The organism is Lonsdalea britannica (assembly GCF_003515985.1).
Taxonomy (GTDB): domain Bacteria; phylum Pseudomonadota; class Gammaproteobacteria; order Enterobacterales; family Enterobacteriaceae; genus Lonsdalea; species Lonsdalea britannica.
Genome location: NZ_CP023009.1, coordinates 813,305 through 839,128 on the forward strand (window position 1 = coordinate 813,305; position 25,824 = coordinate 839,128).

25 protein-coding genes are annotated in these 25,824 nt (G+C 57.8%); 7 read left to right on the forward strand and 18 right to left on the reverse strand.

The features are described 5' to 3' along the window. Positions 1-78: 78 nt before the first annotated feature. Complete coding sequence (bioH, locus tag CKQ53_RS03875; protein WP_085652854.1) at positions 79-849, reverse strand: pimeloyl-ACP methyl ester esterase BioH; 771 nt, start codon at positions 847-849, stop codon at positions 79-81. A gap of 69 nt (positions 850-918) precedes the next feature. Here bioH and gntX point away from each other — a divergent pair, with 69 nt between their 5' ends. After that, the gene (gene gntX / locus CKQ53_RS03880) at positions 919-1,623 is read left to right on the forward strand and encodes a DNA utilization protein GntX (RefSeq protein WP_094118633.1); all 705 of its coding nucleotides are present in this window, start codon (positions 919-921) and stop codon (positions 1,621-1,623) included. Between the two features lie 59 nt (positions 1,624-1,682). Then, positions 1,683-2,258 (forward strand): Fe-S biogenesis protein NfuA, encoded by a 576-nt coding sequence (gene nfuA, locus CKQ53_RS03885; protein WP_085652852.1) that lies wholly within the window; start codon positions 1,683-1,685, stop codon positions 2,256-2,258. Positions 2,259-2,309: 51 nt separating this feature from the next. Here the strand turns inward: nfuA and malQ are convergent, their stop codons facing one another. From malQ to glpE, 5 genes are all read right to left on the reverse strand, one after another. Then, on the reverse strand, positions 2,310-4,229 hold the full coding sequence (gene malQ / locus CKQ53_RS03890) for a 4-alpha-glucanotransferase (RefSeq protein ID WP_244200994.1): 1,920 nt from the start codon (positions 4,227-4,229) through the stop codon (positions 2,310-2,312). Continuing rightward, a complete protein-coding gene (locus CKQ53_RS18645) occupies positions 4,226-4,414 on the reverse strand; it encodes a hypothetical protein (RefSeq protein WP_244200995.1) in 189 nt (62 codons plus the stop codon). The genes malQ and CKQ53_RS18645 overlap by 4 nt, the downstream gene beginning before the upstream one ends. 642 nt (positions 4,415-5,056) lie before the next feature. Next, on the reverse strand, positions 5,057-5,815 hold the full coding sequence (locus tag CKQ53_RS03895) for a DeoR/GlpR family transcriptional regulator (RefSeq protein ID WP_085652850.1): 759 nt from the start codon (positions 5,813-5,815) through the stop codon (positions 5,057-5,059). A gap of 2 nt (positions 5,816-5,817) precedes the next feature. Next, complete coding sequence (gene glpG / locus CKQ53_RS03900; RefSeq protein WP_085652849.1) at positions 5,818-6,654, reverse strand: rhomboid family intramembrane serine protease GlpG; 837 nt, start codon at positions 6,652-6,654, stop codon at positions 5,818-5,820. 90 nt (positions 6,655-6,744) lie between these two features. Continuing rightward, positions 6,745-7,065, reverse strand: a complete 321-nt coding sequence (glpE, locus tag CKQ53_RS03905) for a thiosulfate sulfurtransferase GlpE (RefSeq protein WP_085652867.1) — start codon at positions 7,063-7,065, stop codon at positions 6,745-6,747. A 230-nt stretch (positions 7,066-7,295) separates the two neighbouring features. Here glpE and glpD point away from each other — a divergent pair, with 230 nt between their 5' ends. Then, positions 7,296-8,849, forward strand: a complete 1,554-nt coding sequence (gene glpD, locus CKQ53_RS03910; RefSeq protein ID WP_085652866.1) for a glycerol-3-phosphate dehydrogenase — start codon at positions 7,296-7,298, stop codon at positions 8,847-8,849. Positions 8,850-8,978: 129 nt separating this feature from the next. Here glpD and asd read toward each other — a convergent pair whose 3' ends face one another. Beyond that, the gene (asd, locus tag CKQ53_RS03915) at positions 8,979-10,082 is read right to left on the reverse strand and encodes an aspartate-semialdehyde dehydrogenase (RefSeq protein ID WP_085652848.1); all 1,104 of its coding nucleotides are present in this window, start codon (positions 10,080-10,082) and stop codon (positions 8,979-8,981) included. A 201-nt stretch (positions 10,083-10,283) separates the two neighbouring features. Here asd and CKQ53_RS03920 point away from each other — a divergent pair, with 201 nt between their 5' ends. Beyond that, positions 10,284-10,877, forward strand: a complete 594-nt coding sequence (locus CKQ53_RS03920) for a YhgN family NAAT transporter (RefSeq protein WP_085652847.1) — start codon at positions 10,284-10,286, stop codon at positions 10,875-10,877. 40 nt (positions 10,878-10,917) lie between these two features. On the opposite strand, the gene gntT is transcribed toward CKQ53_RS03920, so the two are convergent. From gntT to pldB, 5 genes are all read right to left on the reverse strand, one after another. Then, a complete protein-coding gene (gene gntT, locus CKQ53_RS03925; protein WP_085652846.1) occupies positions 10,918-12,234 on the reverse strand; it encodes a gluconate transporter in 1,317 nt (438 codons plus the stop codon). Positions 12,235-12,658: 424 nt separating this feature from the next. Next, positions 12,659-13,654 carry a gluconate operon transcriptional repressor GntR gene (gene gntR / locus CKQ53_RS03930; RefSeq protein WP_085652865.1) on the reverse strand — a complete coding sequence of 332 codons (996 nt, stop codon included), beginning with the start codon at positions 13,652-13,654 and terminating at the stop codon, positions 12,659-12,661. A gap of 243 nt (positions 13,655-13,897) precedes the next feature. After that, positions 13,898-14,593 carry a pirin family protein gene (locus CKQ53_RS03935; protein ID WP_085652845.1) on the reverse strand — a complete coding sequence of 232 codons (696 nt, stop codon included), beginning with the start codon at positions 14,591-14,593 and terminating at the stop codon, positions 13,898-13,900. A gap of 356 nt (positions 14,594-14,949) precedes the next feature. Next, positions 14,950-15,762 (reverse strand): sugar/pyridoxal phosphate phosphatase YigL, encoded by an 813-nt coding sequence (yigL, locus tag CKQ53_RS03945; RefSeq protein WP_094118635.1) that lies wholly within the window; start codon positions 15,760-15,762, stop codon positions 14,950-14,952. 48 nt (positions 15,763-15,810) lie between these two features. Beyond that, positions 15,811-16,803 (reverse strand): lysophospholipase L2, encoded by a 993-nt coding sequence (gene pldB / locus CKQ53_RS03950; protein WP_085652843.1) that lies wholly within the window; start codon positions 16,801-16,803, stop codon positions 15,811-15,813. 112 nt (positions 16,804-16,915) lie between these two features. On the opposite strand from pldB, the gene rhtB reads away from it, so the two are divergent. After that, a complete protein-coding gene (gene rhtB / locus CKQ53_RS03955; RefSeq protein ID WP_085652842.1) occupies positions 16,916-17,536 on the forward strand; it encodes a homoserine/homoserine lactone efflux protein in 621 nt (206 codons plus the stop codon). A 51-nt stretch (positions 17,537-17,587) separates the two neighbouring features. Here rhtB and rhtC read toward each other — a convergent pair whose 3' ends face one another. The 3 genes from rhtC to pldA all read right to left on the reverse strand — a co-directional run bounded on the left by rhtC (position 17,588) and on the right by pldA (position 21,080). Further along, a complete protein-coding gene (gene rhtC, locus CKQ53_RS03960; protein WP_094118636.1) occupies positions 17,588-18,211 on the reverse strand; it encodes a threonine export protein RhtC in 624 nt (207 codons plus the stop codon). Positions 18,212-18,268: 57 nt separating this feature from the next. Then, positions 18,269-20,092, reverse strand: coding sequence for an ATP-dependent DNA helicase RecQ (gene recQ / locus CKQ53_RS03965; RefSeq protein ID WP_085652864.1), 1,824 nt, complete (start codon positions 20,090-20,092; stop codon positions 18,269-18,271). A 118-nt stretch (positions 20,093-20,210) separates the two neighbouring features. Continuing rightward, positions 20,211-21,080, reverse strand: a complete 870-nt coding sequence (gene pldA, locus CKQ53_RS03970) for a phospholipase A (RefSeq protein ID WP_085652840.1) — start codon at positions 21,078-21,080, stop codon at positions 20,211-20,213. Between the two features lie 91 nt (positions 21,081-21,171). Between pldA and CKQ53_RS18920 the strand changes: the two genes are divergently transcribed. Both CKQ53_RS18920 and rarD read left to right on the forward strand, forming a co-directional pair. Beyond that, on the forward strand, positions 21,172-21,297 hold the full coding sequence (locus CKQ53_RS18920) for a hypothetical protein (RefSeq protein ID WP_254901589.1): 126 nt from the start codon (positions 21,172-21,174) through the stop codon (positions 21,295-21,297). 97 nt (positions 21,298-21,394) lie between these two features. Then, positions 21,395-22,297: an EamA family transporter RarD gene (rarD, locus tag CKQ53_RS03975; RefSeq protein ID WP_085652839.1), complete on the forward strand. Its 903-nt coding sequence runs from the start codon at positions 21,395-21,397 to the stop codon at positions 22,295-22,297. Between the two features lie 51 nt (positions 22,298-22,348). Here the strand turns inward: rarD and corA are convergent, their stop codons facing one another. From corA to uvrD, 3 genes are all read right to left on the reverse strand, one after another. Further along, complete coding sequence (gene corA / locus CKQ53_RS03980) at positions 22,349-23,299, reverse strand: magnesium/cobalt transporter CorA (RefSeq protein ID WP_094118637.1); 951 nt, start codon at positions 23,297-23,299, stop codon at positions 22,349-22,351. 168 nt (positions 23,300-23,467) lie between these two features. Continuing rightward, entirely contained in the window at positions 23,468-23,602 is a 135-nt protein-coding gene (ysgD, locus tag CKQ53_RS18995) for a YsgD/CorL family protein (protein WP_409359768.1), read from the reverse strand. Between the two features lie 28 nt (positions 23,603-23,630). Beyond that, a complete protein-coding gene (uvrD, locus tag CKQ53_RS03985; RefSeq protein WP_094118638.1) occupies positions 23,631-25,793 on the reverse strand; it encodes a DNA helicase II in 2,163 nt (720 codons plus the stop codon). Positions 25,794-25,824 lie beyond the last annotated feature (31 nt).

Here is a 25,824-nt window from a genome sequence, read left to right on the forward strand (position 1 = left end):
ACCGTCACAACTGGCATCACCTGGACAATCTCACGCGTGGGCGCGGCGCGTTCCGGCAATGCGCATGACGAGATGCCGTTATCGTGACGCGGTGAACGTCAACAGCGCTTCGACCACCTCATCAGGATGTGAGATAAACGGCGCGTGCGACGCCTTGGGCACGATCACCGACGTCGACTGCGGCCAGCGCTCATCAAGCAGCGGCACGATAGCGCGGGGTACCAATCCGTCCAACGCGCCGTAAATCCGCAGGAAAGGAACGGTGAGCGCTGCCAGCGGCTCCCGCAAGTCCGCTTGCGACAATATCTCCAGTCCGCCGTTCAATACGTCCACCGTCGGCATCGGCTGGTCCAGCACCACAGATTTCAGCAGTCTGGCATCCTGTTTGGCGCTGGCCGTCCCCAGCGTTTGCAGCGCCAGAAAACGTTCCACGGTGCGCTGAAAATCGTCCTGTAACTGCTGCTGAAACCCCGTCAGCACGGTGGGTTTGATGCCCGGCCACGTCTCTTGCGCCTGAAAGCAGGGAGAGGAGCACAACGACACCAGCGAGGTCACCCGTGCTGGATGAGTCAGCGCAATCTGGCTCGCCACCAGCCCGCCCAGCGACCAGCCCAGCCAGATGGCTTTCTCGGGCGCGCTTTTCAGCACCTCGGCGGCCATCTCCGCCAGCGGCATCGGCCCAAAACCCTGACTTTGTCCATAGCCCGGCAGGTCGGCGCGGTGCAGGCGAAAATGCGGCGCCAATCGCGGAATAATGCTGTTCCAGACCTGAGCATTCAGTCCCCATCCGTGCAGCAGCACAATGTCTTGTTCGCCTTCGCCTTCCGTCTGCCAATGCAACGTAGCCATGCGTTATTGTCCTTCTTCTCAACGTAAAAAAATGATGTCGCGTCGCCGTTCATTATGAGGGGAAACAGGATGTTCACCTTTTTGGCGCAGTGCCGGCTTTGCCAGCAGCCGCTGTATGATAGTCATCATGGGATATGCAGTCACTGCCTGCGTCGTCTTCCGCCGCCGCCTTGCTGCTGTCCGCGCTGCGGTCTGCCCGCGGCCTCGCCATCGCTCCCCTGCGGGCGCTGTCTGCAACATCCGCCGCCCTGGCATGCCCTTCTGTTTGTCTCCGATTATCGGCCGCCGTTGGATGCGTTGATCAAACAGCTGAAATTTTATGGTCACGGAGACCTCGCCCCCGCACTGGCGCGCCTGCTGTGGCTGTGCTGGCGCGAGCGCTATCGGCACTCAGCGCTGAGCGCGCCGCATCACCTGTACCCCCGGCCCGACCTGCTGTTGACCGTACCGCTGCATCGGGGACGGCAGTGGCGCAGAGGCTATAATCAAACGGCGCTCCTGGCCGCGCCGCTGGCACGCTGGCTGCGCTGTCGTTACGAGGCGAGCGGCCTCACCCGTACCCGCGCCACCCCACCGCAAAGGCAATTAAGCGCCGCGGGCCGCCGCCGCAATTTGCGCGGGGCGTTTTGCTGTACGCTGCCGTTAGCGGGAAAACGGGTCGTGGTGCTGGACGATGTGGTGACGACCGGTAGTACGATGGCGGAGATTAGCCGGGTGCTCATGAGGCAGGGCGCGGCGCACATCCAGGTCTGGTGTCTGTGTCGCACCTTGTAGTCACCGGTGCGATGGGCGTATTATAACCAACTGGCGTAGTCAACTATTGAGTTAATATTATGATCCTTATTACCGACAGTGCTCAGGAGCATTTTGTCAAACTGCTGGCAAAGCAAGAGGAAGGCACCCAGATCCGTGTTTTCGTCATCAATCCCGGCACCCCGAGTGCCGAGTGCGGTGTTTCTTACTGCCCGCCCGATGCCGTTGAGCCGAACGATACCGAGCTGAAGTTTGAGAAGCTGTCGGCCTACGTCGACGAGCTCAGCGCCCCTTACCTGGAAGATGCCGAGATCGATTTCGTCACCGATCAGCTAGGCTCCCAGCTCACGCTGAAAGCGCCTAACGCCAAAATGCGCAAAGTGGACGACGACGCTCCGCTGGTCGAACGCGTGGAATACGTCTTGCAGTCGCAGATCAACCCGCAGCTGGCTGGTCACGGCGGACAGGTGTCACTGATGGAAATCACCGACGACGGTTTTGCCATTTTGCAGTTTGGCGGCGGTTGCAACGGCTGTTCGATGGTGGATTACACGCTGAAAGAAGGGATCGAAAAAGAGTTGCTGCAGAAGTTCCCGGAACTGGCTGGCGTGCGCGATCTTACCGAGCATCAGCCCGGCGAACACTCTTACTACTGATTTCACCGCGTTTCAGACTGCCGACCCCAAACGGGTCGGCAGTCGCCCCGCTCACCTCCCGACCGGCGTGCCGTCATTCCTGCTCGGCAACGGTCCGTTTCGCCGTAGATCGATATCCCGTACCAGCCGTTCCAGATAGCTATCCCCGAAGATGGAATCCAGCGACCGACTCAGCTTGCGCCGCCAGTTGGGGTACTGCTTTTCTCCACCCGGCACACAGACCGGCGTCGCCATATCCAGCCACTCTTCCAGTCGCAGTCCCAGCAGGCCGCTGGCGCTTTCCGCCAGGTAGCGCTGTACGCCGCGATTCAGTTGGGTGCTCATCGTGGTCAGCGTCGCATTACGTCCTACGCGCTGAGGCAGATGACCGTAATGATGCAGCGCGTCCAGCAGCGCTTGTTTCGCCTGCTCACGCGCCTTGAGTCTGCGGCTCAACAGCACATCGCCGGAACACAGCCCCAGCTCGTGCGCCAACATCAGATCAATACTCTGCCAGTAACCCCGCAGCGTCGGTAAATCGTGCGTGGTCACGGTCGCCATCGAGCGCGGAGGATAATCCTGCGGCGCGTAGAATTCTCCCTGCTGGTTGCGTTCGAAAAACAGCACCCGGCAGGAGTAGATGCGGCTATCCCGCAGTTTACTGACCATACCTTCAGGCAAAACGCCCTGTTCATCGCCCATCACCATACAGCGGTGGCGTTGGCTCTCCAGCGCCAGGATCGCCAGCAGATCGTCCACGGGATAATAGATAAAGCCGCCGTCTTCCGATTCCCGTTCCTGCGGAACCCACCACTCGCGCATCAGCGACGCCACATGATGGAGACACACCGCGCTGGTATGCGCCATATTGCTGCGGATCATATCGATGAAAGGCTGGTAGCCGTAACGCTGGAGCTGGACCGGATTGACCGGCGCCAGAGGCTCGCTTTGTCCCTGCGGCATCCGCGTTTGCGGCACGGCGCCGATACTGGCGTCGTGACAAAATAAGGAACGTTCCTGCCAGCTATCGGCGCTGTGGCACGCCACGCCTTCCGCCACTTCGCGATAAAGCCCCAGCGGCATCCCCAGCTGTTTGCTGTGATCGTAGCAAGCGGCCAGCTGTTCATGGGCCAGCCACTGCAACCAGCAATAGAACATGATCTCTTCAACATGAGTCTCGCGAAAGCAGACCACGCTTTCTCCCTGCGCATCCTGATAGCATTCCGGCCATTGGCCCCAGTCGCTGAATGTCTCGCCGTGACGTTCGAGCCAGACGTATAACGCCTCGTAAGTGGCCTGCTGCTGCAACCTGTCGCCACCGCGAGAGATAAATTGTTGGAAGGCGAGCCGACGCGGATCGAGCGCGCTGCGCAGGTTGAAGTGCTGGAAAGACAGGCGCAAAGCGTCCAGCTTCAACGTAGTGACCGCTGGATAGTCTACCCAGCGGCTGCCGCGGACGACGGATACGCGACGCTGAGTCTCGTCGCTTCGCCACCACCGCTGCGCCTCCTCGCTCTGGAGGAAATCATCCACGTGATTGACGTCGATATAGAGGGTGTTAATCCCGTAACGCGACGAGGGGCAGTAAGGATTGACGTTATCCGGCTCCGAGGGAGAGAGCGCATGCAGCGGGTTAAGTCCGACGAACGCGCCGCCGCGCCGCGCCACCTCTTCCAGCAGCGTTTTCAAGTCGCCGAAATCACCGATGCCCCAGTTATGCTGAGAACGGAGGGTATAGAGCTGTACGGAGACGCCCCACCAGCGTTTTCCCTGCGACAGCGCCTCCGGCTCATAACAACACACCGGCGCGACAATCGCCTGACAACGCCATCGCCGCTCGTCCTGCTCCAGCGTCAGACGATGATACCCCTGAGGCAAAGGCTCGGGCAGCGTCAGGAATGTCCCCCCAACGATCTCGCCCTCAATCAGGCCGCCTTGCTCGTAGTGGAACGTCCAGCGATAGCGGCCGTTGCCCTGCACCCAGATCGTCACAGGCTCCCCTCGCGCCACACTTTCACCGGCGGAATAGGCTGGTCATTGATCCCCTCTGCGCTCAGCAAACTCAGCAGTTTCGTTTGTGTCGACCTGTCGATTTTTTGGTGGCGACCGGTGTCGTCAACGTAGGTCTCGGCGATGGAGATTCGCCGGGGTATCGTTTTATTAGCCTCTAACGCCATGTCTATTGCTTCCTTAACAACGCATCTGCCCCATACGTTTTGATCATCATGAGTCCGATCGGCATGAACATCCCCATAAAAGAGAGCGCGATTCACCTGGCGGCAGAACAGTCGCGCATCCGGTTACGGTACAGCGAGTCCACTCGGCTGTGTATGACTGTAAAAAAGAGCGGGATTGTCGATAGCTCTCCGGGAGAATGCCCGGTCAGCCAGCGATTTCCGGGGTCAAGCTATTCGCTCCGCCCTCATCAGGCGCGCAGCGATCATACTCCTTCAGTCTGCGGCTGAGAGCGATTCAGTGGGCGATACCGTCGTTTCACAATGCCTTCGGATCGCCGCAGAATGCGCGATAACGCGAGGGACACGACGGAGTCTGTCGAGCCAATATCCGGATGGTCGCCGGTGAGAGTGGCTGATGTAGACGTTTCCTGCATCACGTTACCGGCGGTAGATGGCAGCCTAATCGAACGCCTGCATCCAAGCAGGGTATAGCGGAACTATATCTAGCCGATAATCATCGTGCAATTACCGCCGATAGATGTAGCAAGATCAACGTGTTATATCACCGCCGACGGTAAGCGTTAACATTCCAATCTCCGCGCATGGCGGCATGAAAATAGAGGAGCAACCAACGCTTTCGCGTCAGCACAACGATAGCTGCACCTTGGATTGTTCGATAATTTTCAGCACGCCAGCAGGCGGCAGCCGATCGGTAAACAAATAATCGATTAAATCCATATTGCCGAGATTCACCATCGCGTTACGGCCAAATTTGGAGTGGTCGGTGACCAGCATGACACAGCGAGAATTGTCGATAATCGCGCGTTTGGTGCGCACCTCGTGGTAGTCGAATTCCAGCAGGGAGCCATCCATATCGATGCCGCTAATCCCGAGAATGCCGTAGTCGAGGCGGAATTGGGAAATGAAGTCCAGCGTCGCTTCGCCGATGATGCCGCCGTCGCGGCTACGCACCTCGCCACCGGCCAGGATCAGGCGGAAATCTTCTTTGTCTTTTAACAGCGTCGCCACGTTGAGATTATTGGTGACCACGCGGAGTCCCTTGTGATTCATCAATGCATGCGCGACCGCTTCCGGCGTAGTGCCGATATCGATAAACAGCGTGGCGCCGTCCGGGATTTGGCTCGCCACCTGACGAGCGATACGGGCTTTTTCATCCGACCACATCATTTTGCGGTCGTGATATTCGGCGTTGACGGAACTGGAAGGCAGCGCGGCGCCGCCGTGGTGACGATGAATTTGATTCCGCTCGGCCAGGTCGTTGAGATCGCGACGTATGGTCTGCGGGCTGACGGCAAAATGCGCCACCAGCGCTTCGGTACTAACGTAGCCCTGCTGGCGCACCAGCTCGATAATGGCCTCATGCCGCTGTGTTTGCTTCATGACTATCCTCTCCCTGTCGGCGCGCGACGCACGGTATCCCACCATGCCATCAGCAGTCCCACCACCAACCCGGCAACATGTGCGCCATTGGCGATGGACATGCCGAACATATCGAAATAGCCCGCGACCAGCCACAGGACAGAGAACACCATCAGTCCCCGCGGTAGATGCAGCGGTCCGTCAGGCTGACGCTCTCCTCGCAGCCAGACATAGCCCATCAGGGCGTAGACCACGCCGGAAAGACCGCCAAAATAGACGCCGCTGAACCACGACTGCACCCAGCCGCTCAGCGCCGCAGACAGCAGCAGAATCACGAACAGCTTGCGAGTCCCCAGCGTTTTTTCTACCGGCCCGCCGAGATACCACCACCACATCAGGTTGAACAAAATGTGCAGCAGCGAAAAGTGCATCAGAATATGGCTGAACCAGCGCCACAGTTGCATCTCCTGGCCGCTATCCGGGTAGGACAGCAGCACCATCATATGTTCGACGCCGTAGAACTGCATCAGCACATAGACCGCGATGGTGACCACCAGAACCGCCAGCGTCAGCGGCCCCGCGCGCTGACGTAGTTCATTGGCAAAGGAGAAAGAGGGGTAGCGCAATCCCGTGCGGGTCGTGCCGCTTTGCCAGCTGGCCGCCTGATAACGCGCGTGCCAGGGTTCATCGATGAAACGTTCCAGCTCCTTGTCTACCCGCGCCAGTTCGCTATCATCCTGCAACCATAGCTCATACTCGCCCTCGTTGACGCGTATCGCCAGCCGAATCTGCTGTGTGCGCATGTAATCCACGAACGCCTGAGCCTGGCGCGGGTTGGGTAAGGCGATAATCCGGATCATGGTGGTTACGCTTCTCGCTATATCTTTCAATGAGTTTGATTCTAAAACATTTGGCACGGGAAAATCAGCGCCATCCCCAATGAATCCCTGTCAGCCCGCCGACGTGTCCTCTGGGAAGCGTCGTTGCCAGGCCTCAAAACCACCGTCCACGCTGTACACCGAGGAAAATCCGAGGCTGAGCAGGTACTGGGCGGCGTTGCGACTACTGATGCCGTGATAGCACAACACCATCACCGGCTGTTCGAAATCCGCGCCTTCAACAAAGCCATTCAGCGTGTCGTTGGTCAAATGGACCGCTCCCGGCACGTGCGCGGCAGCGAAACTTTGCGGGTCGCGAATATCGACCATGACGGCCCCTGACTGCCTGTGTTGATAAGCCTGCTCTACATCAATCGCCTCAAACTGCTCCATCATTCTGCGCCCCCCTTTGTTATCAAATTGTGTCTATTGTATCTCACTCCCTTCGCTCGGCCCCACAAAAGCCAGGAGCGAGCCTGTATTTCTCTCACTATGAACCCATTAATGTTAACTGAGTCACGTATAAATGTTTTTATTTGGTTAAACCTTGGCATGGATGTTTGTTTGCGATTATTATCGTGAGCGAAAACGAACATTTTATGCGGGATACGGCGGAGGGGAACGTGGAAACCAAAGACCTGATCGTGATCGGCGGGGGAATTAACGGCGCGGGCATTGCCGCAGATGCGGCGGGCCGAGGCCTATCAGTGCTGCTGTTAGAAGCGCAGGATTTGGCTTGCGCCACCTCTTCCGCCAGCTCCAAGCTGATTCATGGCGGCCTGCGCTATCTGGAACATTACGAATTCCGATTGGTTGGCGAGGCGCTATCCGAACGCGAAGTCCTGCTGAAAATGGCGCCGCATATTATATCGCCCATGCGCTTTCGCCTGCCCCATGAACCTCACTTGCGTCCGGCATGGATGATCCGCGCGGGGCTGTTTATGTATGACCATCTCGGTAAACGCGTCAGCCTCCCGGCCAGTCGCGGCCTGCGTTTTGGCCCCGAGTCGGCCCTGAAACCAGAGATGACGCGCGGTTTCGAATATTCCGACTGCTGGGTCGACGACGCCCGGCTGGTGGTGCTGAATGCGCAGGAAGTGGAGCGCCACGGCGGCATCGTACGCACCCGCACCAACGTCACGCGCGCGCATCGCGTGGACGGTTTGTGGCAGGTCGAAGCGGAAGATGCGCTGACCGGCGAAACGCACAGCTGGAGAGCGAAAGGGCTGGTGAACGCGGCGGGACCGTGGGTCCGAAGTTTCTTCGACGAAGGGCTGTCTCTGCCCTCGCCTTACGGTATCCGGCTGATTAAAGGCAGTCATATCGTGGTGCCGAAAGTCCATGACGAGCCGCAGGCCTACATTCTGCAAAATCAGGATCACCGTATCGTCTTCGTCATTCCCTGGATGGATGAATTCTCCATCATCGGCACCACGGATATGGAGTACCACGGCGATCCGCGTCATGTCAGTATTAATGACGACGAAGTCGAGTATCTGCTGGACATCTACAACCGCTACTTCAAGAAACCGCTGACCCGCGAGGACATCGTCTGGAGCTACTCCGGCGTGCGACCGCTATGCGACGACGAGTCCGATTCTCCGCAGGCCATCACCCGCGATTACACGCTGGCGATCGACGACGATCACGGGCGCGCCCCGCTGCTCTCCGTCTTCGGCGGCAAGCTCACCACATACCGAAAACTGGCGGAACACGCGCTGGACAAACTGGCGAGATACTATCCGCAGGCTGGTAAAGCCTGGACGCAGCAGGCGACGTTGCCGGGCGGCGACATTCAGGGCTCCCGCGATGAGTACGCTTCCCGCCTGCGTCAGCGTTATAACCTGCCGGAGTCCCTTGCCAGACGGTATAGCCGCACTTACGGCAGCCAAAGCGAACAGCTCTTGGGCGATGCACGCAGCGTCGGCGAACTGGGCGAACACTTCGGTCATATGCTCTACGAAGCCGAATTACGCTATCTGGTCGAACATGAGTGGGTCGTCTCGGTGGAAGATGCGCTGTGGCGCAGAACCAAGCTCGGCATGTGGCTGGACGAAAATCAGCAGCAGCGCGTCAGCGCCTGGCTGGATCATTACCGGCGCCAGCGCTCGCAGCAGCATGCGGAGGACGCGCTCCCGTCGCGACATGCCGTGACCGCCGGGCCGCTGAGCCACTAGCGCATCGGCATAGCCCGCTAAGAGCCCCCGCGAAAACGCGGGCCCGGTCTAGAAAACCATAGGGAAGCAGGAAAAAGCAGGAAGGAAGAACACCCCGCCACGCAGCCTGCGCGGTGGGGCGATAACGCTTTAAAGCAGGATGCGCAGCATACGACGCAGCGGTTCCGCCGCGCCCCACAGCAGCTGATCGCCAACGGTGAAGGCTGACAGGTATTCCGGTCCCATATTCAGCTTACGCAGACGACCGACCGGCGTGGACAGCGTACCGGTCACGGCGGCAGGCGTCAGTTCACGCATGCTCAGCTCGCGGTCGTTCGGCACCACTTTCACCCAGTCGTTGTGGCTGGCCAGCAGCTGTTCGATTTCCGGCACCGCCACGTCTTTCTTCAGTTTGATGGTAAAGGCCTGGCTGTGGCAGCGCAGCGCGCCGACGCGAACGCACAGACCGTCAACGGGAATCGCATCGCGGGTCGCCAGAATCTTGTTGGTTTCCGCCTGACCTTTCCACTCTTCACGGCTCTGGCCGTTATCCAGCTGTTTGTCGATCCACGGGATCAGGCTGCCCGCCAACGGGACGCCGAAATTGTCGGTCGGCAGCGTACCGCTACGCGTCAGCGCCGTCACTTTGCGCTCAATATCCAGAATCGCGGAAGCCGGGCTTTGCAGCTCTTTCGCCACTTCGGCATTCAGCATGCCCATCTGCACCAGCAGTTCGCGCATGTGACGAGCTCCGCCGCCGGACGCCGCCTGATAAGTCGATACGGACACCCAATCCACCAGATCGTTTGCAAACAGGCCGCCCAGAGACATCAGCATCAGGCTGACCGTACAGTTACCGCCGACAAACGTTTTGATGCCGTCATTCAGACCCTGCTGAATCACCGCATGGTTGACCGGGTCCAGAATAATAATGGCGTCATCGCTCATGCGCAGCGTGGACGCGGCATCAATCCAGTACCCCTGCCAGCCACTTTCACGCAGCTTCGCATAGACTTCGTTGGTATAATCGCCGCCCTGACAGGTGATGATAATATCCAGCGCCCGCAGCGCCTCCAGGTCGTAGGCATCCTGCAATACGCCCTGCTGCCCGCCGAACGTTGGAGCCGGCTGACCGTGCTGGGAAGTGGAAAAGAAAATCGGGCGGATAGCATCGAAATCGCGTTCTTCTACCATGCGTTGCATAAGTACCGAACCGACCATTCCGCGCCAGCCAATAAAACCAACATTTTTCATGTTTGCTGTCCTGCTTGGGGTGACAAAAAGAAGTCTGGCTGCCGTTTCTGGCAGTAACATTATTTAAAGTGATGGCCTTCAACCTTACAAAATGTACGTAAAGTCGCAAGTTAATTTATTCAATCTCGTCGGCTTTTTCAGCAGCACAGCTAATAACCGCGCGTCAATTCGCGCCTCATGACGACAGGAGTCAACCGCCACATGACCGAAATGATCTCAGCCACCGTTCTACTACTGCTCATCATGGATCCGCTGGGAAACATGCCGATTTTCATGTCGGTACTGAAACCCCTGCCCGCCAAACGTCGTCGCGTCGTGTTGATCCGGGAAATGGTGATTGCGCTAGGCGTGATGCTGATTTTTCTGTTCGCGGGAGAGAAAATTCTGGCGGTGCTGAACCTGCGTACTGAGACCGTGTCGATCTCCGGCGGGATTATCCTGTTCCTGATTGCCATTCGCATGATATTCCCTTCGCCGAAAAATGAGTCCAAGGGCCTGCCGGAAAGCGATGAACCCTTTCTGGTGCCGCTGGCAATCCCTTTAGTTGCCGGTCCGTCGATATTGGCCGCGCTGATGCTGCTTTCCCACCAGTATCCGCAAAAGCTGGCTCACCTGACGCTGGCCCTGTTTAGCGCCTGGGGCATCTCTTTCGTCATCCTGCTGATGTCCAACCTGTTCCTGAGACTGCTGGGAGACCGAGGCGTCAGCGCATTGGAGAAACTGATGGGGCTGGTGCTGGTGATGCTGTCGACGCAGATGTTCCTCGACGGTATCCGCGCTTACCTGCAGCTGTAATCCGATATTCTGCCGGGACCAGCCCGGCAGAGACGCTACGTTAAACCACCAGGCTCATCAGCAGACAGCCGATCAACCCGCAGACTGCGATGATGGTTTCCAGCGCCGACCAGGATTTCAGCGTCTCGCCGATGGTCAGATTGAAATACTCTTTGAACAGCCAAAAGCCGGGATCGTTGACGTGAGAGAAAATCACGCTGCCGGACCCCACGGCAATCACCATCAGTTCTGGGCTGACGCCGGTCGTGGCGATCAGCGGCGCGGCGATACCGCCAGCCGTCATGGCGGCCACCGTCGCCGAACCGAGCGCGATGCGCAGCGTCGCGGCAATCAACCAGGCCAGGAACAGCGGCGACAGGCTGCTGCCCTCCATCATGTGGGCGATGTATTTATCCACCCCGCTGTCGACCAGTACCTGCTTGAAAGCACCGCCGCCGCCCAGAATTAACAGCATCATGGCGATGATTTTGATGGAGTCGGAGACGGTCGCCATCACTTCATCCATCGTGCGTCCACGGTTAAGACCGAAGGTAAAAATCGCGATCAGCACCGAAATCATCGTCGCCATCACCGGGTCGCCGAAGAACTCCGCATAAGGCAGCAGCGCATGTCCGTGCGGCAAGACCATTTCAGCAATGGCTCTCACCGCCATCAGAATCACCGGCACCAGCGCCGTGCCGACGCTCACGCCGAAGCTGGGCATTTCTTCTTCAGAAAATTGTTTCGGGTTGTACAGACCTTCAGGCACTGGCTTATCGATTTTTTTCAGGAAACGGGCAAAAACCGGGCCGGCCAGTATGGCGGTGGGGATCCCCAATAGCGTGCCGTAAAGCAGCGTTTTGCCCATATCGGCATGAAAGATGGCGGCGATGGCCGTTGGCGCCGGATGCGGCGGTAAAAAACCGTGGGTGACGGACAGCGCCGCAGCCATCGGCACGCCAGCATAAAGCAGAGGAATACGCGCGGAGGCGACAATGCTGAATATCAGCGGCAGCAGCAGGACAAAACCGACTTCATAGAACAAGGCGAAGCCCACGGTGAAACCGGTCAGCATGATGGCCCATTGAATGTTTTTATGGCCAAACCAGTCGATCAGCGTGGTGGCGATCCGCTGCGCCCCGCCGCAGTCCGCCAGCATTTTCCCCAGCATCGCGCCGAAGCCCATCACCAGCGCCAGACTGCCGAGCGTTCCGCCCACCCCGGTTTTGATGGAGGCGATGACTTTATCGACCGGCATGCCCTGCAAGATCCCGACGGCCAGCGCCACCAGCACCAGTGCGATAAATCCATTCAACTTACATCGAATCATTAACAACAGCAGTATGGCGACACCTACAGCAACGATGACTAATGGCATAACCTTTCTCCGGCAGAGCCTCATCGCTCCCGGAAACCACCGGAGAACGAAGGCGAAGGTGATTCTGCTACGGCCCATCAAGGGCCTGGTACGGCAGCAGCGATACAACATCAGAAGCGATGGGTGAAGCACCATCAGGGGGAACGGGTGATACCCGTAATGTTACCGGTATCATGATACCGGTAACATGTTAAGAACTGGAACTAACCTGCAGCACTTAATTTACAGTTTGGGATAAAGATCAAATATTGCCAGGTGGGAAGGCGGCTTTGGGCGATGACGGATTTTTAGCCGCCGAGGCGCTCGGCGACCAAACGTCGCCGCCGTCAAAGCCAGCCGGTATGGAGAGGTTTATGTGTGATAGCGAGGGATCCACCGCGGGCTGGCGTCCCGAAGATTCAGGCGCCGCCGCAAGTGCATGAGCCTATAAACTGTCGCCGGGCAGCAGCTCGAAACCTTCATCATGCAGGGGCGACGGAACAGGCTCGCCGTTCAGACGCGCCAGCAGCATTTCGGCCCCCACTTCGCCGATGCGCTCACGCGGAGTCAGGACGCTCGTCAAACGGGGAACCATCGCCTGACCGATGTTGTGGCCGTGGAAACCGACAATGCTCATCTGTCCGGGAATGCTCAGCCCCTGCCGCTGGCACTCGAAAATCGCGCCGATCGCCAGATCGTCGTTGGTGCAGAATACGCTGTCGATGTCAGGGCATTCCCTCTGCGCCCGCCGCAGCAGTTCGCCGCCCAGCGTATATGACGAGGCGCTTTCGCTCATCACGCTGTGCGCGTTCAAACCGGCTTCCTGCATCGCCAGCTCATAGCCCTGCCGTTTCATCAGGGTACGTTCATCCAGCCGTGCGCCCAGATACACCACGTGTCGACGTCCCCGCCCAATGATGTGCCGCGTCATCTGTCGTGAAGCTTCGACGTTGTCAAAACCCACCGCCATATCCAGACAGGGGGAGACGGAATCCATCAGTTCGACGACCGGAATCCCGGAAACGTGAATCATCTGCCGGGTGCGGGCCGTGTGGGTGCGTTCCGCCAGTATCAAGCCGTCGATGTTGTAAGACAGCAGCGACATCAAGCGCTGTTCTTCCTTTTCAGGATGATAGCCATAGTGCGCCAGCATGGTTTGATAACCCTGAGCCTCCGTCACCCGCTCAATGCCGCGCAGCACTTCGGCAAAGACCTGATTCGTGAGCGAAGGCAGCAGGACGCCGATGGCTCGGCTGGTGGCGTTGGCCAGAATATGGGGCGTGCGGTTGGGAATGTATCCCAGCTCATCCACCACGGCGGCGATTTTCTTTTGTAACGCGGCAGACACCTGGGAAGGATTGCGCAGATAGCGGCTAACCGTCATTTTTGTGACGCCGACGCGATCGGCGACATCCTGAAGAGCCGGTCTTTTCTTCTTGATCATCCGTGGCTACCCAACTCGGGAAAAGTAGTCGGAGTCTAGCAAAAAACCCGGTGGCGAGTATCGATTCGATGCCGGATTACGGCGACTTTCATGACGTCCAGGAGCGGCTTCGCAATATCGCTCAGAACAGGATTGCGCGCTAAAAAGGCCCGACACGTTGGAAAGTGCCGAGCCCCCGGCTTGGCGCGGTGCGTGGTAAGACGTTCGGCGCATCACGCCGTGGTGCGCTTCACAGCCCTTTTACACCGGCGGTAAATCAAACAGCAGGATCTCACTATCTTCATCCGCAGTCATCGAGAGGGCGCTTTCGTCCCACAGCGCCAACGCGTCGCTGGCGCTCGCCGTCTGTCCGTTCACCGTGACCGTTCCGCGCACGACCTGGATCCAGACGCGACGACCTGGCTCGATGTCATGAACCGCCTGCTCCTGCGCGTTCAATGCCCAGCGCCAAAGCGACATGTCCTGAAAAACTTTGAGAGAACCGTCGCGACCTTCCGGCGACAACACCCGCTGTTTACCCTGCTTATCGTCGAAGCGGCGCTGCTCATAGCGTGGCATCAGCCCTTTACGATCCGGGATGATCCAGATCTGATACAGATGCAGCAATTCATCCGGGCTGGCATTGTATTCCGAATGGCGAACACCGGTGCCCGCGCTCATGATCTGGAACTCTCCGGCCGGGATCCGTTCGTGATTCCCCATGCTGTCCTGATGTTCAATCGTGCCCGACAACACATAGGTCAGAATTTCCATATCCCGGTGTGGGTGCATACCGAAGCCCTGCCCGCCTTCAATACGATCTTCATTGATCACCCGCAGGGCGGAAAATCCCATGAAGTCGGGGTCGTGGTAATCGGCAAATGAAAACGTGTGCCAGCTGTCGAGCCAGCCGTGGTTGGCATGTCCGCGCTGCTGCGCCTGACGTAAATAGATCATCGTTGCTTCCTCCTTCGTTTTGAACAGTCTAGCGACGGCGCGCCGGGAAGATAGCGTAAAAAACTCAACGTGCAGTTCAAAAAAATAGCGGAATTTATGGAAACTGATTTCCGTAAATCATGCGGACAAAAAAAAGCCAGCACCCGAGCTGGCTAAATAAATACTGGAAGCAATGTGAGCAATGTCGTGCTTTCACAGCAAAACCTCGCTGAATCATCAAGATCGAGACAGAAGGGTTTTCCCGGAACGCATGGCAATAATAATCATTATCATTCGCACCTGTAAAGCGTTTTTTTGACCTTGTCACTTTGCTGACATGATTCACATTGTGACACGTCCGGGCGTCCCCAACGCCGTCAGCGAGTGATCAGCGCGGCATACTGTTCACGCAGGTAGTTCGGCACCGCATCATCCGCATTGGTGCCGATCACTTCCAGCTCGGTCAAACGGTCCTTCAGGCGCTGGTGTGCGGCCGCCATGATGCAGCCTTTTCCCGCCATCGAGAGCATTTCCAGGTCGTTCATGCCGTCGCCGAAGGCGATGCAATCCTTCACGCCATGCCCCATCCGTTTCGCGACCTGCTCCAGCGCATGTCCTTTCGATACGCCGCCCGCCATAACTTCCAGGCAGTTCACCGAGGAGAAGCTTACGTTGACGCGGTCGCCCCAGCGGGCGTTGAGCGCCTCTTCCAGCGGCAGCAGACGTTCATGTTCATCGCAGGTGAAAAAGACTTTCCCGACATCGTCGGTGTCCAGCGACGTCGGGTCGAATAGCTGGTACTTGAAGACGGATTCCTGGAAGAACTGCTCTTCTTCCGGTCGGGAGCGGCTCATGAACCAGTCATCGCCGCGATAGATATGCGTGAGGATATCCTCACGGTCGTACATGATCCCGAACAAATCACGCGCGATATCGCGGTCCAGATTATGGCTAACCAGCAGTTCTCCGTCGGTGTTGTGCACTCGGGCGCCGTTGGAGGTGATCATGTATGCGCTGATCCCCAGTTTGTCGCGGATCTGTGCGACGTCCTTATGGTGCCGCCCGGTGGCGAAGACAAAATGAATGCCCTGCTCCGTCAGCAGTTGCAACGTTTCTCTGGCATAAGGGGTAAGCGTATGAGCGGGGGACAGCAGCGTGCCATCCAAATCGGAAGCGACAATGGGGTACATACGTTGGAATCTAACCTCCGCAGGTTAAACGCGGCCGGGCCGCAGAATTTAATGATATTGCGCAAAATGGTGCAGAATCCGGCGAAAAACGTCGGCGCGCACCGCATCTTCTTCAAACAGCATGTCATGCCGGGCACCGCGTATGATGCGCGGTTTCCCTCCAGCCACCGGATGACCCGCCGCGGCCATCGCCCTGCAGAATGCATCCTGCCCGCGATTATCCACCACGCGGTCGTCCTCCGCCTGCAGCACAAGCAGCGGCGCTGTAATTTTCGCTACTCTCGACATTAAATCCCTGCCCGCCAACAGCGCTTCCCGCACCCAGTGATAGGTGGGTCCGCCAATCCGCAGCGACGGGTCGTCGGCATAGGTCCGCACACTGCGTAGATGTCGGGCGCGACTGTGGGTCAGCACATTGAGGACATACGGCAATGGCTGCCACTGGCTGGCGCCAATCGCGTAGTAGTCGCGCAGCTTCGGATGACGCTCGGTGCGATCCAGAATGCGCCAGGCCAGCCATTCCGGCATCGGCAAATGGATGTCGCACATAGGGGCGCACAGCGCGGCGGCATCGAAAGCCTCGGGCCTGCGGGCCATAAAATCGGCCAGAATCACGCCCCCCATCGAGTGCGCCAGCGCAAAGCGTCGTCGATACCCGCTTTTCGCCAGTTGCAGTTGCCAGAACTGCGCCACGTCGTCCACATAGTCGCTGAAATTCTCGACGTGACCGCGATGCGTATCTTTCAGCAAACGACCTGAACGCCCTTGCCCACGATGATCCATCATCAGCACATCATAACCATTATGGAACAGGTCGTAGGCGACCTCGGAGTATTTGACGTAGCTGTCGGTGCGGCCAGTGAGCAGCATCACCACCTGATGATGGCGCGGAGAGGTAAAACGGGCAAAGCGAATGGGGACGCGGTCGACGCCGATGAACTCGCCCTCATCCCGCCGCCGCCAGAAGTCCAGCAAAGGTCCGGTGGAAAACGCAGCGTACTGCGCCTCCCGATTCAGTAGACACTCAGGGTACTGAGTCATCACACATTCTCGCGGTTGTTCATGGCGGTAAACCTGGTTTTGTGAGCTCTGGTACAAAGATCGGCGTTGGCGTATTGTGGCATAAAAAGCGACATTCAGGGAGCATTGACGCATGACCATCGAGTGGTGGTTTACCTATCTCGTGACCACATTGATTCTGAGTCTTTCGCCGGGTTCCGGCGCCATCAACACCATGAGCACCGGCATCAGTCACGGCTATCGCGGCGCGTTCGCCTCGATTGCCGGTCTGCAGGTCGGATTGATTTGCCACATCGTGCTGGTGGGCATCGGCCTCGGCGCGCTGTTGTCCCAGTCCGTGCTGGCGTTTGAAGTGCTGAAATGGGTCGGGGCGGCTTATCTGATTTGGCTCGGCATTCAGCAGTGGCGCAGCGCGGGCGGTCTGGATTTGAATACGCTGGCAAACACGATGCCGCGGCGCAGACTCTTTAAACGGGCCGTGCTGGTCAATTTGACCAACCCGAAAAGCATCGTTTTTCTGGCTGCGTTGTTTCCGCAATTTGTGATCCCGCATCAGCCTCAGGCCATGCAATATTTGGTGCTGGGCGTCACCACTATCGCCGTGGATGTCGTCGTGATGATTGGCTACGCCACGCTGGCGACGCGCGTCGCCAAATGGCTGAAGGGACCCCGGCAGGTGAAACGTCTGAATCGGGTCTTCGGTTCGCTGTTTATTATGGTGGGTGCGCTGCTGGCGTCCGCCCGTCGGGCCTAGCCTCGGCGTCGAGCCAAGGTCATGGCGACCCACTCGCCATGACCTCCGCGTTTAACGCGATACGATGAGATGAATACCGAATCCCGCGAAGAGCACGCCCGCGACGCCATCCACCCATTTCGCCAAACGCTGATAGCCGCGACGCATGACCGGCAGCGCAAACACCATGGCCACCAGCGTGAACCACGCCAGCGTTTCTACCGAAATTAAAGCAAACAGTCCCCAGCGCGCACCCGCGCCCACGCTATCGCCGACGAACAGAGAGAAAACGCTGCCGAAGTAAATCAGCGCTTTGGGATTGGACAGGTTGGTGACTAAACCACGAATGAAGAACTTGCCGCGCTGAGGTAAATCCACGCTGACCTCAGCGACCTCCGATTGTTGCGCTTTCTGACGCGCGGAACGCAACATCTGCCATCCCATCCAGCACAGGTAAAGACCCCCGCCCACGGTAATGATGCGGTGCAGCCACGCCATTTTCATCAGCAACAAATGCAGCCCCATCAAGGCGATCGCCGCCCAGACCACCACGCCCAGCGTGATGCCTAATACGCCCATCATCGCTTCACGGCGCGAACGGCTGGCCGCAATCTGCGAAACGAAGAAAAAGTCCGGCCCCGGACTCATCAGGGCGATGAAATGCACCAGCGCCACAGTCAGGAACAGCATCAACATGGTGAAACTCCCGTTGTTATCGTTGTGTCGCCCCTATACCACGCGGGCGCATACAAGTTAGTCGTCGTTTTCCAGATGCTCGCGGATGAGCGTCATGAACGGCACGCCGAAACGCTCCAGTTTACGTTGACCCACGCCATTGACGTTCAGCAGTTCGCTGGCCGTGACCGGCAGAATTTCCGCCATCTCCAACAGCGTCGCGTCACTGAAAACCACGTACGGCGGAATGTTGTTTTCATCGGCGATGGATTTACGCAGCTTGCGCAGTTTGGCGAACAGTTTGCGGTCGTAGTTGCCGCCATATGATTTCTGGCTGACGCGCGGTTTGAGGTTAATCAAGCGCGGAACGGCCAGTTGCAGCGGGACATCGCCGCGCAACACCGGTCTGGCCGCTTCGGTCAGTTGCAGCGCGGAATGCTGAACCACGTTCTGCATCAGCAGCCCCAGATGAATGAGCTGGCGCAGGACGCTCACCCACTGTTCCTGCGTTTTATCTTTGCCAAGACCGTAGACCGGCAGCTTGTCGTGACCAAACTCCCGGATACGCTGGTTATTGGCCCCGCGCAGCACTTCCGCGATATAGCCAATACCGAATCGCTGACCTACGCGATAGACGCAGGATAATGCTTTCTGCGCATCGACCAGTCCGTCATAGCTTTTAGGCGGGTCCAGACAGACGTCGCAGTTGCCGCACGACTGCTGGCGCCCTTCGCCAAAGTAGTTGAGCAGCACCAGTCGTCGACAGGTCTGCGCTTCCGCAAACGCGCCCATGGCGTTGAGCTTGTGACGCTCGATATCCAGCTGCGGACCCGCCGGTTTCTCTTCCAGACAACGGCGCAGCCAGGCCATGTCGGCCGGATCGTAAAACAGCGCCGCTTCCGCCGGCAGGCCATCACGTCCTGCGCGGCCGGTTTCCTGATAATACGATTCGATGTTGCGAGGAATATCGAAATGCACCACGAAGCGGACGTTAGGTTTGTTGATCCCCATCCCAAACGCCACTGTGGCAACGACGACCTGCAAGTCGTCACGCAGAAACGCTTCCTGCACCTGAGCCCGACGTTCGTTCTCCAGCCCCGCATGATAGGCCCCCACGCTCAGGCCCCGATTCTGCAAGCGCGTGCACAAATCTTCGACCTTCGCACGGCTGTTGCAGTAAACGATGCCGCATTTCCCGCGTTGGCCTTGTACGAACATCCACAGCTGATCGAGCGGCTTGAATTTTTCCACCAGCGTATAGCGAATGTTGGGACGGTCGAAGCTGCTGATGTGGATGAGGGGATCGTGCAAATCCAGCAGGCGTACGATGTCCTGACGCGTGGTGTCGTCCGCCGTGGCGGTCAGCGCCACGACCGGCAGGCCGGGGAAACGCTGCTTCACCTGCCCCAACGCCCGGTACTCCGGCCGGAAATCGTGTCCCCATTGGGAAATACAGTGCGCTTCGTCGACGGCAATCATCGCCAGCGGCCAGTAAGACAGGTGTTCGAGAAAACTGTCAGACGTCAGACGTTCAGGGGCGATATAGAGGAGTTTGATATCGCCGTTGCGGCAGCCGGTCATGACCTGATGCTGCTGCTCGCGCGTTTGCGTGGAGTTCAGACAGGCGGCGGAAACACCGTAGGCCTGCAGCTGATCCACCTGATCCTTCATCAGGGAAATCAGCGGAGACACCACCAGCGTCAGCCCTTCCATGACGAGAGCGGGGATTTGATAACACAGGGATTTACCGCCACCCGTGGGCATGATCGCCAGGCAGTCCTGCCCGTTGAGGGCAGCGTTGATAATCGCTTGCTGGCCGGGCCGGAACTGCTGATACCCGAAAGTTTCGCGCAATACCTGCGTCGCCAGCGCTTCTTTATTCAATACTTCTGCCGTAGACACGCCTTCACCGCTTTTATAAAAACAAACAGGCGCTATTTTCAGCGCCGTTTGATAAAACTGCAACGTTTGTGTGCAGGCTTTTATTCACTGCTCTCGACAATGCTGACTGAAAGCGGCCTCAGAACATATCGTTCAGGGTCACGCCGACGCCGACACGCGTCTGACGGTGGTTGTAGTCGATCAGCGATTCGCCGTAGCCGCTGAAGACTTTCGTGTAGAAGCGAACGTGCTCCGTCAGCGGATAACTCCAGCTCACTTCACCGCCGCCGTAACCGCTGTTCCAGTTGTAACGCCCTTCCGCGCTGAAAATACTGTCGCCCCACAGGTAGCCGACGCGTACGCGATAATGCCCCATGTAGCGGGTGATATCCGGGTTGTCATCTTTGCTGTCGGAGAAACGTAGCCAGGGTTTCAGCTCCACCTGCCAGTTGCCGTTCTGCGCCATCAGGCGCGCATAGGCACGGTTCCAGCTGCGTGAGGTGGGATCGGAGCGACCATTCGACTGATGGTTAAAGCCGACTTCCACGTCACGTAAGGTCCAGCCCGCCAGGCTGTAGTCCGTCGCCCACCCCAGGAAGATCTGCGGCTCATAGTTAGTTTCACGGAACGGAGACGATTCGCTTTTATTAGAAAGCTGCCACCAGGAGCCTTGGGTATAAGATGCGCCAAGCAGTGAGTTGTCGCCCAAAATACCGCGCCATAGCGGGAAGCCTAAACTGATCTGGAAATTCACCTCGTCTTTGCGAGCGTTATTTCCCCAGTTATAGCTCTGAATCGCTTCCCGGTTGATGTTGCTGGTATAGGTGTAAAGCAGGTAGTTATTTTCGTAAGGATAAAGAATAAAGGGACTGTCATGTTTTTGCAGCAGGCTGGCGATGATGCTGCCACGAACCGCCGGTTTATCATGAATTTCCTGCACTGTGGCTTCTTGCGCCTGGACCTGCGCCGTTAGCAGCAACGCCAGCACACCACCCCAAATTTTACGCATGCCCGTATTTCTCCAGCTGTCTAATAAGGTTATTTTTTGATTTGACGCTCGCATTGTACACAGAAACTAAGCGGTTACGTTATAGGCTGCTATGAATCGGTATTTTCTGTATGGCGGCGGCTTTCATTTCCCATTCGCCGCCCGTATTCACGATGGATCGCGCGGGATCGGCATTCTCTTTGTCCAGCCAGATGACGCCGTCATGCCGACCGGGTAAACCACTCTCGTGCCGTAATTACGGCAATATACGGGTGTTGGCGGGCGGTATTTTAAGTAAAATAGTCGTTTACCTCCGTTCATACTGAGCTATTACAATGGAAACGCAGCAAACCCGCCAGGGAGTCCTGTTCGCTCTTGGCGCTTACATCATCTGGGGTATCGCCCCGGCTTACTTCAAACTCATCGAACAGGTTCCCGCTACTGAAATTGTTTCTCACCGCGTGATTTGGTCGTTCTTTTTTATCCTGGTCCTGCTCAGCGTCAGTCACCAATGGAAGCAGGCCATCACGCTTCTGCGACAGCCGAAACGGTTGCTGATGCTGGCCGTGAGCGCCCTCTTCATCGGCAGCAACTGGTTAATCTATATCTGGGCCGTCAACCACCACCATATGCTGGAAGCCAGCCTGGGTTATTTCATCAATCCGCTGGTCAGTGTGCTGCTCGGGCTGCTGTTTCTCGGGGAAAGGTTCCGTCCCATGCAGTGGCTCGCCGTTGCGTTAGCGGTATGCGGTGTGCTGGTGCAGCTGTGGAAATTCGGCTCCCTTCCGTTTCTCGCCCTGTGGCTGGCGTTTAGCTTTTCCATTTATGGCCTGTTACGTAAAAAGATCGGGGTCGATGCGCAAACCGGCATGCTGGTCGAAACCCTGTGGCTGCTGCCCGTGGCGCTGGTGTATCTGTTTTGCTTCGCCGACACGCCGACCAGTCATTTGACTCAGAATTCGCTGTCGCTGGATCTGCTGCTGCTTGCCGCCGGTGTCGTCACCACCGTCCCGCTGCTGTTTTTCACCGCCGCCGCCGTGCGCCTGCGTCTCTCTACGCTGGGGTTCTTCCAGTACATCGGACCAACGCTGGTGTTTTTGCTGGCCGTCGTGGTTTATGACGAGACGTTCACCCAGGATCAGTTGGTCACCTTTGCCTTCATCTGGTTAGCGCTGGCGATTTTCATCGGCGACGCGCTGCACACGCAGCAAAAGCAAATGCACAAACGTCTGGCGTAAAAAAAGGCCCCGTCGCGAGCGACGAGGCCTGTTCTTTCTATTATTCGACAGTTACAGCCAGTTGCGGCGTTTAAAGTACAGGTAAGGCGCCAGACCGGCCAACACCATGAGTACCAGCGCCGCTGGATAACCAAAGGCCAGTCTCAGTTCCGGCATGAATTCAAAGTTCATGCCGTAGCTGGAAGCCACCAGCGTCGGCGGCAGGAATACCACGGACACCACCGAGAAGATCTTGATGATGCGGTTCTGTTCGATATTGATAAAGCCCATCGCCGCCTGCATCAAAAAGTTCACCTTCTGGAACAGCGATTCGTTATGCGGCAGCAGCGATTCGATATCTCGCAGAATTTCCCGTGCCTGCTCCAACTGACCGCTCGGCAACCGCGCTTTACGCACCAGGAAGTTCAGCGCGCGCTGGGTATCCATCAGACACAAACGCACCTTCCAGCCGATATCTTCCAGCTCCGCCAGCGTCGACAGCGCGTCGTCGTACTCATCGCCCTGATGGCCATCCATGATGACGCGACTCAGCGCTTCCAGATCGCTATAGATATTTTCGATTTCATCCGCTAACTGCTCGATTTTGGTTTCGAACAGGTCGAGCAGCAGCTCATAAGCGTTGCCGTCAATCAGCGTTTGTCCGCGAGCGCGCATGCGGTACAGGCGAAACGCCGGCAGCTCGCGTTCGCGCAGAGTGTACAAACGTCCGTCGCGAATGGTGAACGCCACGGTCGCGTTGCCCGCATGATCTTCCGCATCTTCATAAAAGAAGAAGGAGTGAATATGCAGACCGTCTTCATCCTCGAAGAAACGCGCGGAGGCTTCAATATCTTCCAGTTCAGGTCGAGTCGCCAGGCTTTGGCCCAATTGGGTTTGTACCTGGTCCCGCTCGATAACGTCCGGTTCGACCAAATCTACCCATACCGACGAGGTGAGATCCTGGCTTTCTTCCATTTCCAGACGAGTTAAACGGCTGTTTTCCAGCTTGAATGCGCTCAGCATAGGTCATGCTCCCTAAAGGTGTTCTGGCAGGGACAATACGCGCTTGAAACACAGGAAAGAGGGTGAAAAATCACCATCCGATTCCAGACCGTTTGACGGTGCTGACTCGATGCGATGTGTGAAGAGATCGCTGACAACCACTAAGGCTATCAGCAACGGAGGATAGCCTTAGAAGTTGTACCTACGAAATAGGTGTGTGAGCCAGTATCGACTGGGTGTGTCCAAGGCGTGGGTCCTCCGGGAATAATGATGCGCGCATGTTACGCTGAGATGAAAAAGGCTGTCAACACGCACGCAGGCCATTAATGCAACAATCTGTTCAGTAATCAGTTTATACGATATCCAGCTTTGCGTAAGCCGCCACCAGCCATTTTATCCCCTGACCGGGGAAGGCCACCTGAACGCGGCAATGGTCGCCGCCGCCTTCAAGATTGACAATGGTCCCTTCGCCGAACTTGGCATGACGCACGCGCTGCCCCAGCTTGTAGCCGCTGTCGCTCTCGGAAATCGGCGTTCCTAGCCGCTGCTGATTAACGGGCCGCGACACGCTGGCGCGCAGTCGGACTTCCTCCACGCACTCCTGCGGCAGTTCGCCAATGAAACGCGACGGGCGGTGGTAAACCTCTTTGCCGTACAAACGGCGAGTTTCCGCGTAGGTCATCGTCAGTTTACGCATCGCACGGGTCACCCCGACATACGCCAGTCGGCGCTCTTCCTCCAGTCGCCCGCCCTCTTCGAGAGACATCTGGCTTGGGAACATGCCTTCCTCCATCCCAACGATGAAGACCTGAGGGAACTCCAGCCCTTTAGCGGAATGCAGCGTCATCAGCTGGACCGCATCCTGATAGGCATCCGCCTGCCCTTCTCCGGCTTCCAGCGCCGCATGAGACAGAAACGCCTGCAGCGGCATCAGATCCTGATCTTCTTCCTGATAGCTGTACTGGCGCGTCGCGGTGACCAGTTCCTCCAGGTTCTCGATGCGGGTCTGGCCCTTCTCGCCTTTTTCCTGTTCATACATGCTCCACAGGCCGGAGTCTTTGATCACGCGGTCAGTTTGTACGTGCAGCGGCTGCTCGGCGGTATCGTTGGCCAACGCGTCCACCAGTTCGAGGAAGCGCTGTAGCGCACCGGCGGCGCGTCCGGCCAGCGCCTTCTCCTGCAACAACGCACGCGTGGCCTGCCACAGAGTCAGCTGACGGTCGCGCGCGGCCTGACGCACCACTTCCAGCGTCCGGTCTCCGATGCCGCGCGTCGGGGTATTCACCACGCGTTCATACGCCGCATCGTCGTTACGGTTGGCGATCAGCCGCAGGTAGGCCAGCGCGTCTTTGATTTCCTGTCGTTCGAAGAAGCGCATTCCGCCATAAATGCGATAAGGCAGACTTTGCTGTAGCAGCGCCTCTTCCAGCACACGGGATTGGGCGTTGCTGCGGTAAAGAATGGCGCACTCGTTCAGGCTGCCGCCCATTTCCTGCCACGCCTTGATGCGGCTGACGACAAACCGCGCCTCGTCCAGTTCGTTGAACGCGCAGTACAGGGAAATCGGGTCGCCTTCGACGCCGTCGGTCCACAAATTTTTCCCCAGACGATCGCCGTTATGGGCGATCAGGGCATTGGCCGCGTTGAGGATATTGGCGCTGGAACGGTAGTTCTGCTCCAGACGGATGGTGGAAGCCTGCGGGAAATCGTTCAGGAAGTGCTGAATATTTTCGACCTGCGCCCCGCGCCAGCCGTAGATAGACTGGTCATCGTCACCCACAATCATGACCCGGGCGCTGTCGCCTGCCAGCATACGCACCCAGGCGTACTGAATGCGGTTAGTGTCCTGGAATTCGTCGACCAGAATGTTGTTAAAGCGATCCCGGTAGTGCTGCAGAATGTGCGGCTTGTTCAGCCACAATTCATGGGCACGCAGCAGCAGTTCGGCGAAATCCACCAGTCCGGCGCGATCGCAGGCTTCCTGATAGGCCTGATACACGCGGAGCCAGGTTTGCTCCACCGGATTGCCGTAGCTTTCGATATGCTGAGGACGCAGGCCCTCGTCTTTTTTGCCGTTGATGTACCACATCGCCTGCCGCGGCGGCCACTGCTTCTCGTCCAGATTGAGCGCTTTGACCAGCCGTTTGAGCAGACGGAGCTGGTCTTCGCTGTCCAAAATCTGAAAGTCCTGCGGCAGTCCGGCATCAAGATGATGCGCGCGCAGCAGCCGATGCGCCAGACCGTGAAAAGTGCCGATCCACATGCCGCCCTGACTGGTGCCGATCAACTGTTCGATTCGATGGCGCATCTCTGCGGCGGCTTTATTGGTGAACGTCACCGCCATGATGGAGTACGGGGAGCAGTTCTCCACCGACATCAGCCAGGCGATACGATGCACCAGCACCCGCGTCTTGCCGCTGCCAGCCCCGGCCAGCACCAACATGTTGCTGCGGGGAGCCGCGACGGCGTCGCGTTGTTTATCGTTCAGGCTGTCGAGCAGATCAGATACGTCCATAGGCGTCGGTTATCCGTGAAAAGGGCATCCC